This is a genomic window from Dyella koreensis (assembly GCF_044904565.1).
Classification (GTDB): Bacteria; Pseudomonadota; Gammaproteobacteria; order Xanthomonadales; family Rhodanobacteraceae; genus Dyella_D; species Dyella_D koreensis.
On record NZ_JADIKD010000010.1, the window covers coordinates 251,192 to 265,573 of the forward strand.

The 14,382-nt window shown below is 63.9% G+C and carries 8 protein-coding genes; 6 read left to right on the forward strand and 2 right to left on the reverse strand.

The annotated features are described in order from the left end of the window. Window positions 1-136 precede the first annotated feature (136 nt). The 5 genes from ISS97_RS10770 (at window position 137) to ISS97_RS10790 (ending at window position 12,445) form a co-directional block, all read left to right on the forward strand. The gene (locus tag ISS97_RS10770) at window positions 137-7,843 is read left to right on the forward strand and encodes an autotransporter-associated beta strand repeat-containing protein (protein WP_379986694.1); all 7,707 of its coding nucleotides are present in this window, start codon (window positions 137-139) and stop codon (window positions 7,841-7,843) included. Between the two features lie 98 nt (window positions 7,844-7,941). Further along, a complete protein-coding gene (locus ISS97_RS10775) occupies window positions 7,942-8,559 on the forward strand; it encodes a hypothetical protein (RefSeq protein WP_379986693.1) in 618 nt (205 codons plus the stop codon). 81 nt (window positions 8,560-8,640) lie between these two features. Further along, complete coding sequence (pdxR, locus tag ISS97_RS10780; protein ID WP_379986692.1) at window positions 8,641-10,140, forward strand: MocR-like pyridoxine biosynthesis transcription factor PdxR; 1,500 nt, start codon at window positions 8,641-8,643, stop codon at window positions 10,138-10,140. 136 nt (window positions 10,141-10,276) lie between these two features. Then, the gene (locus ISS97_RS10785; RefSeq protein WP_379986691.1) at window positions 10,277-11,185 is read left to right on the forward strand and encodes a TolB family protein; all 909 of its coding nucleotides are present in this window, start codon (window positions 10,277-10,279) and stop codon (window positions 11,183-11,185) included. A 387-nt stretch (window positions 11,186-11,572) separates the two neighbouring features. Beyond that, window positions 11,573-12,445, forward strand: coding sequence for a DoxX family membrane protein (locus ISS97_RS10790; protein WP_379986690.1), 873 nt, complete (start codon window positions 11,573-11,575; stop codon window positions 12,443-12,445). Window positions 12,446-12,546: 101 nt separating this feature from the next. On the opposite strand, the gene ISS97_RS10795 is transcribed toward ISS97_RS10790, so the two are convergent. Both ISS97_RS10795 and ISS97_RS10800 read right to left on the reverse strand, forming a co-directional pair. Continuing rightward, window positions 12,547-12,888 (reverse strand): hypothetical protein, encoded by a 342-nt coding sequence (locus tag ISS97_RS10795; protein WP_379986689.1) that lies wholly within the window; start codon window positions 12,886-12,888, stop codon window positions 12,547-12,549. 345 nt (window positions 12,889-13,233) lie between these two features. Beyond that, window positions 13,234-13,443: a CsbD family protein gene (locus ISS97_RS10800; protein ID WP_379986688.1), complete on the reverse strand. Its 210-nt coding sequence runs from the start codon at window positions 13,441-13,443 to the stop codon at window positions 13,234-13,236. A 224-nt stretch (window positions 13,444-13,667) separates the two neighbouring features. Between ISS97_RS10800 and ISS97_RS10805 the strand changes: the two genes are divergently transcribed. Continuing rightward, entirely contained in the window at window positions 13,668-14,354 is a 687-nt protein-coding gene (locus ISS97_RS10805; protein WP_379986687.1) for a hypothetical protein, read from the forward strand. Window positions 14,355-14,382: the final 28 nt, after the last annotated feature.

The following is a 14,382-nucleotide window of genomic DNA, read 5'->3' on the forward strand; positions in this document are numbered from 1 at the left end:
AAACTTGCTTGTTTTAGCACCTGAAAAACACGTCGCAAGTTCGCCTTTTGTTGATGTTTGTTGCGTATAAGCTACGCGCCGGGATTGAAGACCGGGGGCGCGCATGCGAACTGTTGGTGGATCGACCCGTCATGCCATGGCGATCCGCCATCGGCCCACGCGCCTTGCACTGGCGCTACTCGCTGTTCTCTATGCCGGCGTGCCACTGGCGGCGCATGCGACCTGCACGATCGGCGCATCATCGGCCACGTGCGACAACACCGCACCTAACCCCTACACCGCGGGCGTCGGCAACGGCACGCAAAACAACTACACCGTTACCGTCAATGCCGGTACCAGTACGGCGAACGCGGGACAGATTTCCGCCGGCAACGCCGAAGCCATCGCGATCAACACCGGTGGCACGATCAACATCGGCGACTACGCCTCGGTGATCAACACGGCCACGACGGGCGGCGGCCCCACCGGCACCGGCAACAACACCATCGACTTCAATAGCAACACCACGATGACGGTCGGCGTGGGCGCCACCGTACTGAGCAACGGCACCGCACCCACCGCTGAAGCGATCAACCCGCGCGGCACCGGCAACACCATCATCAACAACGGCCTGATCCAGGGTAATCCGTCGTTCGCGATCTACTTCGAGAGCGGCAGCAGCACCAACACGGTGATCAACAACGCCACCGGCATCATCCGCTCCACGCATGGCGCGATCGGCGGCAACCCCGGCGCGAATACCATCTTCACCAACCGCGGCCTGATCGACGGCAACCTGGTTTTCCTTGGCAAGAACGATCAGCTGACGCTCTACACGGGATCGCAGATCACCGGTTCGCTGAAGGGCGGCGGCGGCAACGACAGCATCACGCTCGCGGGCTCGGGGAGCCAATCGCTGCCGGGCAGCATCCAGGGCTTCGCCACGCTGAAGAAGATCGATCCCGGCGCGTGGACGCTGACCGGCGCCATCACCGGCAATCTCAACGTCAACGTCAATCAAGGCACGCTGACGGTTACCGGCAACAACACCGGTTTCACCGGCAGCATCGTGGTCGATCCGGCCGGCACGCTGGCGGGTCAGGCGTCCGCCCTTCCGCCGAGCGTCACCGATAACGGCCAGGTGTTGTTCACGCAGATCGCCGATAGCGCGTACGCCGGCCTGATCAGCGGCAGCGGCGGCGTGACCAAGAGCGGCAACGGCATTCTCAGCCTCACGAAAAACGAAACTTACACCGGCGGTACCACCATCAGCGCCGGCGAACTGCAGCTGGGTAACGGCGGCACCACCGGCAGCGTCCTCGGCAATGTGACCGACAACGGCAGCCTCAGCTTCAACCGCTCCGATACCGTTACTTTTCCGGGCACGATCTCCGGCACCGGCGCGGTGCGGCAGATCGGCAGCGGCACCACCATTCTTACCGGCGCCGAAACCTACAGCGGTGGCACCATCGTCGATACCGGCATGCTGCAATTGGGCAATGGCGGCACCACGGGCAGCATCGCCGGCAACGTCACCGTCAACGGCAACGGCACGCTGGCCTTCAACCGCTCCGACATCGTCACCTTCCCCGGCATCATCGCCGGCAGTGGCAACGTCGCGCAGACCGGCAGCGGCACCACCATCTTCACCGGTGCCAACACCTACACCGGCCGCACCACCATCAGCAGCGGCACCTTGCAGATCGGCAGCGGCGGCACCAGCGGCGCGATCAACGGCGACATCATCGACAACAGCGCACTCGTCTTCAACCGCAGCGACACCGTCACCTACGCCGGCACCATCAGCGGCACCGGCTCGCTTACCCAAGCCGGTAGCGGCACGCTGATCCTTACCAGCGACAACACTGCTACCGGCCCCACCACCATTGCCGCCGGCACGCTGCAACTGGGCAACGGCAGCGGCGCCGCGGGCAGCGTAGCCGGCAATATCACGGATAACGGCGCGTTGGTTTTCAACCATCGCGACACCATGAGCTATGCCGGCGCGATCAGCGGCACGGGCACGTTGACCCAGGCCGGTGCCAACACGCTGACCCTGAGCGGTACCAGTACGTATACCGGCCTCACCACGGTCGCCAGCAGTCGCCTGAATGTCGACGGCTCCATCGCGGGCGATGCGCTGGTGAACGCCAGCGCCACCCTGGGCGGTTCCGGCACGGTGAGTGGCGCGGTCACGATCGCGAACGGCGGCCACCTCTCGCCAGGCGACAGCCCCGGCACGCTGCATGTCGGATCACTGCTGCTCAACAGCGGCTCGCAGCTCGATTACGAGCTCGGCCTGCCGAATATCGTGGGCGGCTCGACCAACGACCTCACTGAAGTCGCCGGCAACCTGACCCTCGCTGGCACGCTGAACATCAGCGACGCCGGCGGCTTCGGCAACGGCGTCTATCGCATCTTTGATTACGGCGGCGCGCTCACCAACAACGGGCTCGCGCTGGGCACGCTGCCCAATGGCTTCGTCACCTCCGATTTCCTGGTACAGACCAGCGTGCCCAGCCAGGTGAATCTGATCGTGTCCGGCGGCGGGTTCTCGCTGCAGTTCTGGGATGGCCCCAACACCACCGCCAACGGCGTCGTCGATGGCGGAACCTCGGTATGGGACACCACCACCACGCACTGGACCAACGCCAGCGGCAGCGCCAACGCACCGTGGAGCAACGGCTTCGCTGTGTTCGAAGGCACGGCTGGCACCGTCACGCTGGGCCAGAACGTGGCCTTCACCGGCATGCAGTTCCTCACCGATGGCTATCAGATCCAGGGCAATGGGTTCACGCTCGCCGGCGACCCCAGCACGGTCATCCGCGTCGATCCAGGCATCACGGCGATCGTGAACGCCGCCATCGTCGACGGGAGTGGCGGCGCGACCACTGTGATCAAGCGCGACAGCGGACGGCTGGTGCTGAGCGGCACCAACACCTACACCGGCGGCACCTTCGTCGACGAAGGTGTGCTGCAGGTCGCCGCGGACAACAATCTCGGTGCCGCCAGCGGAGCGCTTACCTTCAACGGCGGCACCCTGGCCACTACGGCCAGCTTCACTTCCGCACGCCATGTCACTCTCAATGCCAATGGCGGCACGTTGGCGCCAGTCGCCGGCACGATCCTGACACTGGGCGGCACGGTCGATGGTGCCGGCGCGCTCACCAAGACCGATGCCGGCACGCTCAGCCTCAGCGGCACGAATACGTATGGCGGCGGCACCATTCTCAACAGCGGCACCCTCGCGGTCAGCAGCGACGCCAACCTCGGCGCGGCCACCAGCGGGCTGGATTTCACCGGCGGCACCTTGCGCCTCGATGCCAGCTTCAATCCCGCCGCCACACGCGCCATCACCCTCGACCTGCCGGGCGGAAGCATCGACACCCATGGCAATACGACGGTTCTCGCGCAGCAGATCAACGGCAACGGCGCACTGACCAAGCTGGGCGCCGGTTCGCTGGTGCTGACCGGCAACAATGTTTACGACGGCGGCACCACCATCAGCGCCGGTACGCTGCAGTTGGGCAATGGCGGCGCCAGCGGCAGCGTGCCCGGCAATATCGTCGACAACGGCACGCTCGTATTTAATCGCAACGACTCCCTGACCTATACCGGCACGATCAGCGGCAGCGGTACCTTGGTGCAAGCCGGCAGCGGCACCACCATCCTCACCGGTAACAGCACCTACACCGGCGGCACCACGATCAGCAGCGGCACCCTGCAGGTGAGCGACGGCGGCACGCTCGGCGACATCAGCGGCAACGTCACCAACAACAGTGCGCTGATCTTCAACCACTCCGACACACTGACCTTCGGCGGCGCCATCACAGGCACCGGCACTCTGGCGCAGAACGGCAATGGCACGCTGATCATCACCAACAGCGTGACCGAATCGGGCGCGACCACCATCAATGCAGGCACGCTGAGCATCGGCAATGGCACGGTCGACGGCACCGTCGCCACCGACATCGTCGACAACAGCGCACTGGTGTTCAACCGCTCCGACGCCACCTACGGCAACGTGATCAGCGGCACCGGCACCGTGGAGAAACAAGGCACCAGCACGCTGACTCTTACCGGCGCCAACACCTACGCTGGCCTCACCACCATCAGCGGCGGCACCCTGCAGGTAGGCAACGGAGGGACCACCGGCACGCTGGGCAGCGGCCAGGCCGTGGTCGACAACGCCACACTAAGTTTCAACCGCAGCGACGCGGTGACCTATGCCGGCGCAATCAGCGGCAGCGGCAACTTCGCCCAGATCGGCGGCGGCACGCTCACCCTTACCGGTAACAGCACCTATACCGGCACCACCACAGTCGGCGCCGGCACCTTGCTGGTCAACGGCTCGCTGGGCAACACGGCAGTCACCGTCAATAGCGGCACCACCCTGGGCGGCGCCGGCATCATCGCCGGGCCGGTCACCATCAACGGCGGCACGCTGGCGCCCGGCGCGCAGATCGGTGCAGCCGGCACTCTGTATGTCGGTGGGCTGACCCTGCACTCGCAACTCAACTACGACCTCGCCATGCCGAATGTCGTCGGCAATCCCAATGACCTGATCAACGACACCGGCGACCTCTCGCTCAACGGCGTGTTGAACGTCAACGACACCGGCCAATTCGCCAGCACGCCCGGCAGCTATCGCCTGATCAACTACGACGGCGCGCTGAGCGGGCCGGGACTGACGCTGGGTTCCATTCCCGGCGGCGCGAACGAAGCGGTGATCCAGACCGCCGTGCCCAACCAGGTCAACCTGATCAAGTTCATCAACGGCCTGCCCGTGCAGTTCTGGGACGGCGTGCCGGCCAATGGCAGCAACAGCGTCATCGATGGCGGCAATGGCATCTGGAACAACAGCAGCGGCAACTGGACCAACGTCACCGGCAATATCAACCAGAGCTGGATCCCCGGCATGGCGATCTTCACCGCCACCGCCGGCACGGTGACGCTCGGCGAACCGGTCACCGCGTCAGCGCTGCAGTTCCTTACCAATGGCTATCGCATCGAAGGCAATGGCAATGCGCTGACCCTCACCGCCCTGCCCGGCGGCGCGGCGCCGATGATCCGCGTGGATCCCGGCGTCACCGCCACCATCAATGCTGTGCTCGCCGGCAATCAGGGGCTGAACAAGGCCGACCCCGGCACGCTCGTGCTGAGCGCCGCCAACACCTATACCGGCGGCACCACCATCAGCAACGGCACACTGCAGATCGGCGAAGGCGGCACCGCCGGCAGCATCGTGGGCGATATCGCCGACAACGGCGTGCTGTCGTTCAATCGCTCCGACACCAGCACGTTCGTCGGTGTGGTTTCCGGTGCGGGCAGCCTCTCGCAGATCGGCAGCGGCACCACCGTACTCACCGGCAGCAACACCTACACCGGCGGCACCACCATCAGCACCGGCACCTTGCAGATCGGCGATGGCGGCACCAGCGGCAGCATCGTGGGTGACGTCACCGACAACAGCGTGCTGTCGTTCAACCGCTCCGACACCAGCGCCTTCCCCGGTGCCGTATCCGGCACGGGCAGCCTCACACAAATCGGCAGCGGCACGACTGTGCTCACCGGCAACAGCAGCTATAGCGGCGGCACCACCATCAGCGCTGGCACCTTGCAGATCGGCAATGGCGGCACCAGCGGCAGCATCACCGGCAATGTCAGCAACAACAGCGTGCTGTCCTTCAATCGCTCCGACAGCAGCACGTTTGCAGGTGTGGTTTCCGGCACCGGCAGCCTGATGCAGATCGGCAGCGGCACCACCGTACTTACCGGCAGCAATACCTATACCGGCGGCACCACCATCAGCGCGGGCACCTTGCAGATCGGCGATGGCGGTACCAGCGGCAGCATCGTGGGCAATGTCACCGATAACGCCACGCTGTCGTTCAACCGCTCCGACACCAGCAGTTTCCCCGGCGTGATTTCCGGCAGCGGCAGCCTGACGCAGATCGGCAGCGGCACCACCGTGCTTACCGGCAATAACACCTACAGCGGCGGCACCACCATCAGCAGCGGCGCGCTGCAACTCGGCGCCGGCGGCACCAGCGGCAACGTCACGGGAAATATCACCGACAATGCCACGCTGATCTTCGACCGCTCCGACACCGTGACCTATGCGGACGTCGTTTCCGGCACCGGCAATCTGATCCAGGCCGGCAGCGGCACTACCCTGCTCACCGGCGCCAACACCTACACCGGCGCCACCACCGTCAATGCCGGCACGCTGGAACTCGACGGCTCGCTCACTTCGGACATCACCGTACAGGCCGGTGGCACGCTGTCGGGCATTGGCTCAACCACCGGCAACCTGATCAACCTCGGCGTCGTCGCGCCCGATCCGCCCGCGCTTACCGGCAGTTTGCTGGTCGGCGGCAACTACGCAGGCCAGGGCGGATCGCTGTTGATCAAGACCGTGCTCAACGCCGGCGGCCCCGGCAACCAGACCACCGACCGCCTACTGATCGAAGGCAACGTCAGCGGCACCACACCACTGAACATACAAGCCCTGCCGGGCGGCACGCCGGCACTCACCAGCGACACCAACACCAGCGGCATTTCGGTGGTGCAGGTCGGCGGCACGGCGAACGCGGCAGCGTTCCAGTTGCCGCATGGCTTCGTCGCGTCAGGGCCGTATGAGCTGCGTCTGTATCAGTTCCCGGCCGGTGCGTCGGCCACCTCGGAAATCGATCCGCGGCTCGCAGCGGCCGGCATCAAATCCGTTGCGGACTATCGCCTGCAAGTCCCCGTCGTGCAGCCCCCGACAACCACTACCAATACGGGCACGCTGCCCCCTGCTACGCAGCCAGGCCCAGGCATTACTGGCAACGTGACGCCCGGTGGATTCACCACCAACAATGTCTACGTGCCCGCGGGTCTCCCCGTTGGCGAAGGCCCGAACGGCGAAGCGCCGGGCGAAGCAGTGGTGCTGCCGCAGGTGGTTGCTTATCGCGCCCTGCCGCCCGCGGTCTTCTCCTACGGCTTTGCGCTCGCCGACGATCTGCACAAACGCCTGGGCGATATCGAGCAAAGCGCCAACGCGCCGAACAGCGTCGAAACGTTTGCGCGCTACAGCAACTGGAGCGGCTCGCAGATCAGCAACCAGCTGCCCAACGTCAAACAGGATTTGTGGTACCTGCAAGTCGGCGCCGGCTGGATCGACCGCAACCTGTTGTCCGAAGGCGACCAGTTGCATCTGGATGCCATCGGCAGCCTTGGCAGCACGCATCTCAACGTTCCCATCAACCACGCGCGCCTGAGCTTCGATGCGCAAAGCCTGGGTGGCACCGCAACGTACATGGCCGCGCGCGGCTGGTATCTCGACGCCGTGCTGCAGAGCACCTATTACCGGCACATCAGCGCCAGCACCATGCAGCAAGGCGTACTCGACCGCTTCGGCGGCCACGGCTGGCTGGCTTCACTGGAAGGCGGCTATCCCTTCCAGTTCAACGGCACCACCATCGAGCCGCGCGCTTCCATCGCCTATCAGCGCGTGTCGTTCGATCACACGGTGGATCTCGACCAGGTCGCCCTGCAACTCAAGGGCGACGACAGCGTGCTCGGGCGCGCCGGCATACGCGCCGAGCACCCGCTTAGCTTCGGCGGCGACGCGTATCACCTCATCACCCCCTTCCTCACCCTCGACTACGCGCACGATTTCCGAAGCGGCAAGCGCGAGCAGTTGGACAATATTGGCTTTGCGACCGCCAGCGCGGGATCGTCGCTGCGTTTCGGCGGCGGCGTTACCGCGCAGATCGGACCAATGTGGAACGCCTACGTGACCTTCGAGCGCAGCCTCGCGCGCGGCAGCCGGGGAAGCACCGGCACCGAGGGCACCGCCGGCGTGCGCTACGTGTTCTGAGCTGGCGACAGTGGCCTAGCCGCCTCCCTCTAAATGGCCCTTCCCGTTGCCGGTGGGGAGGGCTCATCTTGTGCCTGCCCACTCGATGAGCGAGCCCCATGAGCGAGTCCATCTCCACCACACGCCGGAAAGTGATGCTTGATGGGCTGGCCTGCGCCAGCGCCCTGAGCCTGCTGCCCGTCGCCAACGCGTTCGCCGCGCATACCAAGACACCTTCCGAAGCGTGGGCGCCGCCGGGCCTCACCGTCCCCACCGGCGACATCCACGACTTCGACTTCTTCGTCGGCCACTGGAACTTCGTCAACCGCCGCCTGAAGAAACGCTGGGTCGACAGCGACGACTGGGAGACCTTCCCCGCCTCCCTCGTCTGTAACAACCACCTTGGCGGCGTAGTGAACATCGACGAAGGCGTCTTCCCCACCAAAGGCTGGTCCGGCATGACCGTGCGCCTCTTCGACCGCGCCAAACGCCAGTGGTCGCTGTACTGGATCAACAGCAGCACCGGCGTGCTGTTCCCCCCGGTCGTCGGCGGCTTCAACGGCGACCACGGCGTGTTCTACGGCGACGACCACGACGATGACCTGCCCGTCAAAATCCGCTTTCTGTGGACCCGGCTCGGGCCCGATAAAGCCCACTGGGAACAGGCGTTCTCCAAGGATGGCGGCAAGACGTGGGAGACCAACTGGCTGATCGATCACACGCGCGTGAAGGGTTGAGCGACGGCCTGCACCCCACGCAAGAAAACGCGGCGGCGCCCCGGCTATTCGACAGCGCAGGGCTGGCCCTATCATCGGCGGATGGCCAAACATGCCAGCTCCGTATTCTCCGTCGACGTGACCGGCCTTGAAACGGTAGCCGGCGTACCCGCGTATGCGCGTATCTGCGAACGCATACGCGGTGCTATCACCAGTGGCGCGCTCGCACGCAACGCCAGGCTTCCGTCGAGCCGCACGCTCGCCAAGGATTTCGGTGTCGCGCGGAATACGGTCGATTGGGCACTCGGGCAATTGGTCGCCGATGGCTACATCGTGCGGCGTCGCGGCGCCGGCAGTTTCGTCGCGCCACAATTACCCGAACGCGATGCGACCCCGCGTATCCCCAAACGCCTGACGCCCACCAAGCGGTGCGAAACGGCACCTCGTCTATCCGAGCGCGCCAAGGCACTGCAGGCCTATCCCGGCCACTATCAAGCTGCGTCGGCCACGCCGTTCACGCCCTCGCTACCGCCTTCCGATCTGTTCCCGCGCGATATCTGGAACCGCCTGCTACATCGCGAAGCGAGCCGCCCCGGTAATGACTATTGGGAATACGGCGCCAGCAACGGCCTGCCCACGCTGCGCAAAGCCATCGCCGCCCATGCATCCGCCATGCGCGCCGTGCGCTGCTCGCCCGAACAAGTGATCGTGGTGACCAGCACGCAACAAGCGGTGGAGCTCGCCGGCAAGGCGCTCGCCGATCCCGGCGACCATGCCTGGACCGAACGGCCGGGCTACCAACCCGTACAACACTGCCTGCGCGCCGCCGGCTTGCAAATCGTGCAGGTGCCCGTCGACGAACAAGGCCTCGACGTCGCCGCTGGCCGGCAGCTGGAACCGCGCGCCCGCCTCGCCTATGTCACGCCGTCGCATCAATATCCGCTGGGTTACGAGATGTCGCTGCTGCGGCGGAAAGCGCTGCTCGAGTGGGCACGCGAAGCCGACGCCTATGTGATCGAAGACGACTACGACGGCGACTACCGCTACGAAGGCCGCCCCATCGCATCACTGCAAGGCATCGACAGCCACGGCCGCGTCATCTATGTCGGCAGCTTCAACAAGATCCTGTTCCCCGGCCTGCGCATCGCCTACGCCATCGTTCCCGAAGCGCTGATCGCCGCCTTCGTCGACGCCAAACACATTGCCGACGGCCACACCGCCCTGCTCACCCAAGGCGTGCTCGCCGCCTTCATCAACGAAGGACACCTGGCGAATCACCTGCGCAAAACCCGCGCGATCTACGACGAACGGCGACAGGCGTTTCTGGAAGAAGCCAAGGTGCTGGCCGACGTGCTGGATTTCGGGCCGGCCAATGCGGGCATGCATGTCACCGGCCTGTTCAAGCAAGCACATCAGCGTTTGGATGATCGCGCCATTGCGGCAGCGTGCGCGCAAGCTGGCGTCGACATTCACCCGCTTTCCAAATACGGCGCCACGGATCGCGGCGGACTTGTGTTCGGATTTGCCGGGGCTTCGCGCAACGTCGTGCAAGCAGGCCTCAAGGCGGTACGGCGTGCCATCGATACCGCCAAGGGCTCCTAGCATCACCCTACGCGCCTCACCGCCGCGCTTTCACATACATCCCGGAAGGCGTGGCTCCGTGGCAAAAGTCACATAGGCAAACGCCGTCACTGCGATACCATCGACCGTCACTCTGGGGAGCTTTCCGGCGATGCCTATGAAGCGTTGTCTCGCTGTCCTTCTCGCCGTTGTCGCACCGGTCTGCTCTGCGAGCGACAAGACGCCTGCCACGGTGCAACCGTGGACACCCACCGGCGTATCCAGCGATCTGTTCGAATCGCATCCCGCGTTCGATCCGCAAACCGGCGCGTTGTATTTCGTGCGCAGCTCCAAGAAGTTCTCCGGCTGGCGCATCCTCACTTCGCACTGCGACGGCAAGACGTGGACCACACCGGTGGATGCGCCTTTCGCCGGCCCAGGCACCGAGGCTGATCCGTGGTTCACGCCGGATGGCCATACGATCTACTTCATCTCCACGCGCGCCACCGGGAGCATGAAGAGCAAGGATCTCGATATCTGGAAGGCCGACCGTGCGCCTGACGGCAGCTGGAAACCACCCGTGCGCCTGCCGCCTCCGGTGAACTCCGACGAAGCGGAATGGTTTCCGCGCCTCGCGCCCGATGGCTGGCTCTACTTCGGTTCCAACCGGCCAGGCGGCCTGGGCAAGAACGACATCTGGCGCGCGCGTGAAAACAGCCCCGGCCAATGGACCGTGGAGAACGCCGGCCCCGCCATCAACAGCGCCGGCGATGAATACGAACCCCTGCCCTCACCGGATGGCAAACGACTGATCGTGGAGGCCGACGGCGGACTCTACGAATCCCGCCTCGGCCCGAAAGGCTGGCTGCCGAAAGTGAAGCTGGGGCCGGAGATCAACGTCAACGGCAGCGAGATCGGCGCGATGTTTTCACCCAGCGGCAAATCGCTGCTGTTCGCGCGCGACACGGGCGAGCCGAAGTCCGGCGAATTCTTTGTGTGGCAGCCGGAAGGCAAGGAGGCGTGGCCGCCGATGTGCGGCGACACCGCCAGCAAGAAGAGCCCAGGCTCATCGGCAAACCCTAAGTGATCGACGCACGCCCTGCCGAAGCGATCATCGTATTGGCCTTATGCATGGCGCCATGATTGGCCCTAGGTATTTGGGCGCCGCTTACCTATAAAAACGGTTTGTGCAAGCTAAGTGCCGGCCTGCACATGCGAGATCGAACCTGATTAGCATCAAGCCTCAGCTTCTAGCTCCCTCCCCTGCTCGCAGGGGAGGGTTGGGGAGGGGTAAGTACTTGAGAAAGCGTTCCCCCTCCCAGCCTCCCCCTGTCCCGCGGGACTAGCTTCGCGTCGCGAGCAGGGGGAGGAGAAAACCATGATCGGCTAAGACTCAACGCCAACCAGGTATCCGATAGCCATTCGCCTTTCAGCACCACCGCTGTGTGCCGCGCACACCCGAGGGAGACAAGGTATGGAACGATCGATTCACCCCGACCGCACCACGTTCACCGACAGCCTCTCCGCAACCACGGACGCCAAAGCCCTCTCCATGAGCTTGGCGTACGTGGCATTCGCCATCGTGATGGCGGCACTCGGCGTCATCGGCCTGATCTACGGCGATGTCGCACTGGTATGGCAACGCATCCCCATCGAGCACATGCCGGGCCAGCAATTACTGGCCTACGCGTTCGCCGTGATCGAACTGGCCACCGGCATCGGCCTGCTTATCCGCCCGCTCGCCAAACCCGCCGCCGCCATCCTGTTCGTCTACATGGTGCTATGGGCGGTATTGCTGAAACTCCCGGCCGTGGTCGCCGTGCCACAGATGGAAGCAACTTGGCTCGGCTTCGGTGAGATCGCAGTGATCGTGGCGGGCGCTTGGGTGATCTACGCATGGCTCGCCGACAACGATGGCAAGCCCGCGTTTCTCGCCGGCAGTAAAGGCATTCGCAACGCCCGCCTGCTGTTTTCCCTCTCGCTGCCGATGATCGGCCTCTCCCACTTCTTCTACAGCCCGCAAACCGTCGAGCTCGTGCCGAGCTGGTTGCCCTTGCCACTGGGCTGGGCTTACCTGACAGGAGCCGGCAGCATCGCCGCGTGCATCGCCGTGCTGTTCGGCATCTTCCCGCGCCTGGCTGCGACGCTCGAGGCGGCGATGCTGTGGGTGATCACGCTGCTGGTGTGGGGACCCAAGCTGTTCGCGATGCCAGTGGACCGGTTGGCGCTGACGGCGTTTGTGATTTCGGCGGCGATTGCGTGTGGGGCTTGGGTGGTGGCGGAGTCTTATCGGGGCTTGCCTTGGTTGGCCTTGGGCGCGCCGGCCTGGAAGACAACCGCGGAATAGGCACCACCCGTCACCTCACGTAGATGACCCGCGCACGTTCACGAACCTCCACACGCGTGTCAGGCGCCTCGTCACTTGGAACGAGGCGCCACTGACGATCATCAGACGCCAGAACTCACCAACGACTCATGGCTGAGCGTTTCAGCGTACTGATTTAGAAAGTAGATCGCTGCGAACAGACCCTCCGCGCAGGCCGGCGCGAGCGGCCAGTGGCCGGGCTCGGTGGGTTCGTTGTGGGCTTGCGCGTCGCGAAACGCATCGCTGTTGGCAAGCAGGCAGGTGATGACGTTGATCGCCATGGCGATGCTGCCGAGTTTGGCGAGCACGTGTTGCCCCGGATCATCCGCCGTATCCAGATAGAACGGGCGGCTGAGTGGATTCGTCGGTTTGTTATCGGGGGAGCCCGATGGGCGAGCGACTACCGTATGATCTGGCTTAGCCATATCAACTCCATCTAAGTTGGTTTGGTTAGCGGGTCGTATGAGTGACAGCTCATGCGGCCCGCGCTTTTTCACTGCATTGCTGCAATGACCGCCCGCGCCATCCCATGAAGAACGGCGCCGACGACCGCCCGAAAGTAGCAAAGGATTGAGCGGCAATCTGTAGGGCTTTGCCGCTGCAAGGCATGCGATTTGTGGCAGCTACGCATGCACCATCACACCGCCGCCCACCCATCCAACAACACGCGCGAGCCGCGCGCCATCGCCGGCACGAGCATCGCTGCGCATGTCATGTATCGAACGAAGCGGGGCCGCTGGCAGCGCGGCCCCTGTCCTCGCGTTAACCCGTCAATGCACGTTGTGCAGGCTCTTCTCGAAAGCCTTCACCTGCTTCTCGGCCTCGTCCTTGGCAAGGCCATAGCGCGCTTGCAGACGACCGGAAAGATATTCATGGTTGCCTTCGGCGATCTTGAGATCGTCGTCAGTCAACTTGCCCCACTGCTGTTTGATCTGCCCACCAAGCTGCTTCCACTGACCTTGAATGATGTCTTCGTTCATCAGTTGTCGCCTCCGCTGGTCACGTTGACGCATCACAACGATGCGCCCGCGCATTCAACGCGCCGCGCAGTGAACTAAGTGTTCCTGGAATGTGTGCGGCAATTAAGGCGGTTCATGGTGGTCAAGGGGGTGTCGTTATTTTGTTGGGTGACTGAGGGATTTTCATGACCACTTACTCAGGCGCGACTTCGCCTATGCTTAGGCCATGAACAGGGGGAGTTCACATGGAGCAGACCGGACTGACGTTCAGAGCATTGAACGACCGCATTGACGCATTGCCTGAGCAGCCAGGTGCGTCTCTTCAGCTATCGAGAAAGACCCAACTGGCCTATTCGATCGGCTTGATGGCCACAGTGCTTGGCTTGCTGGCTGCCAAGCTACTTCCATCGAATCAGCTCTACACCTTGGCGATTACCCTCGTGATGCTGATCATTGAACTGATCAGCTTCGCCATCGCGATCATTCCCAAGTTTCCGCCGCGGCTACCCGGTTTCCAAAGCGAGCGGCGCGAGTGCGCCGACGAACTCGATTTTGATATGCCGCACCATCTAGCGCTTGTCCAATGGCTGAGCGAATTTCCATCAGAAGAACTGCAGAAGCTCGCCGACTATGCAAACCATCGCAACGAGCGCATGAAGGAGAAATTGCCCCTACTCACGGGTAGCCTTGAGAAGCTGGGCATACTTCCGATCGTCGTTGCGTTGTACATCCAGTTCAGAGGTATGCACTGGCCGCCTCAACTCAGCTGGCCAGAGATCTTCTTTAGCTGCGTGCTCATCCTCTGCTACTGGACGTGCATGCTTCAGGTCAGCGCCCGTCTTCGCGTCCAGCTCTTTGAGAGCTTGCTGAAGAAAGCGGCGACTAAAGCAGAACTTCGTGAGCCGCAAAGTGCTCAGGCCGCATCTACTTAGAAAGCGACCATCGATAGCATCTTCCCCA

Coding starts and splice junctions, on each gene's coding strand:
- ISS97_RS10770 (WP_379986694.1), top strand. CDS start 137: ATGGCGATCCGCCATCGGCCCACGCGCCTTGCACTGGCGCTACTCGCT.
- ISS97_RS10775 (WP_379986693.1), top strand. CDS start 7,942: ATGAGCGAGTCCATCTCCACCACACGCCGGAAAGTGATGCTTGATGGG.
- pdxR (WP_379986692.1), top strand. CDS start 8,641: ATGGCCAAACATGCCAGCTCCGTATTCTCCGTCGACGTGACCGGCCTT.
- ISS97_RS10785 (WP_379986691.1), top strand. CDS start 10,277: ATGAAGCGTTGTCTCGCTGTCCTTCTCGCCGTTGTCGCACCGGTCTGC.
- ISS97_RS10790 (WP_379986690.1), top strand. CDS start 11,573: ATGGAACGATCGATTCACCCCGACCGCACCACGTTCACCGACAGCCTC.
- ISS97_RS10795 (WP_379986689.1), bottom strand. CDS start 12,888: ATGGCTAAGCCAGATCATACGGTAGTCGCTCGCCCATCGGGCTCCCCC.
- ISS97_RS10800 (WP_379986688.1), bottom strand. CDS start 13,443: ATGAACGAAGACATCATTCAAGGTCAGTGGAAGCAGCTTGGTGGGCAG.
- ISS97_RS10805 (WP_379986687.1), top strand. CDS start 13,668: ATGGAGCAGACCGGACTGACGTTCAGAGCATTGAACGACCGCATTGAC.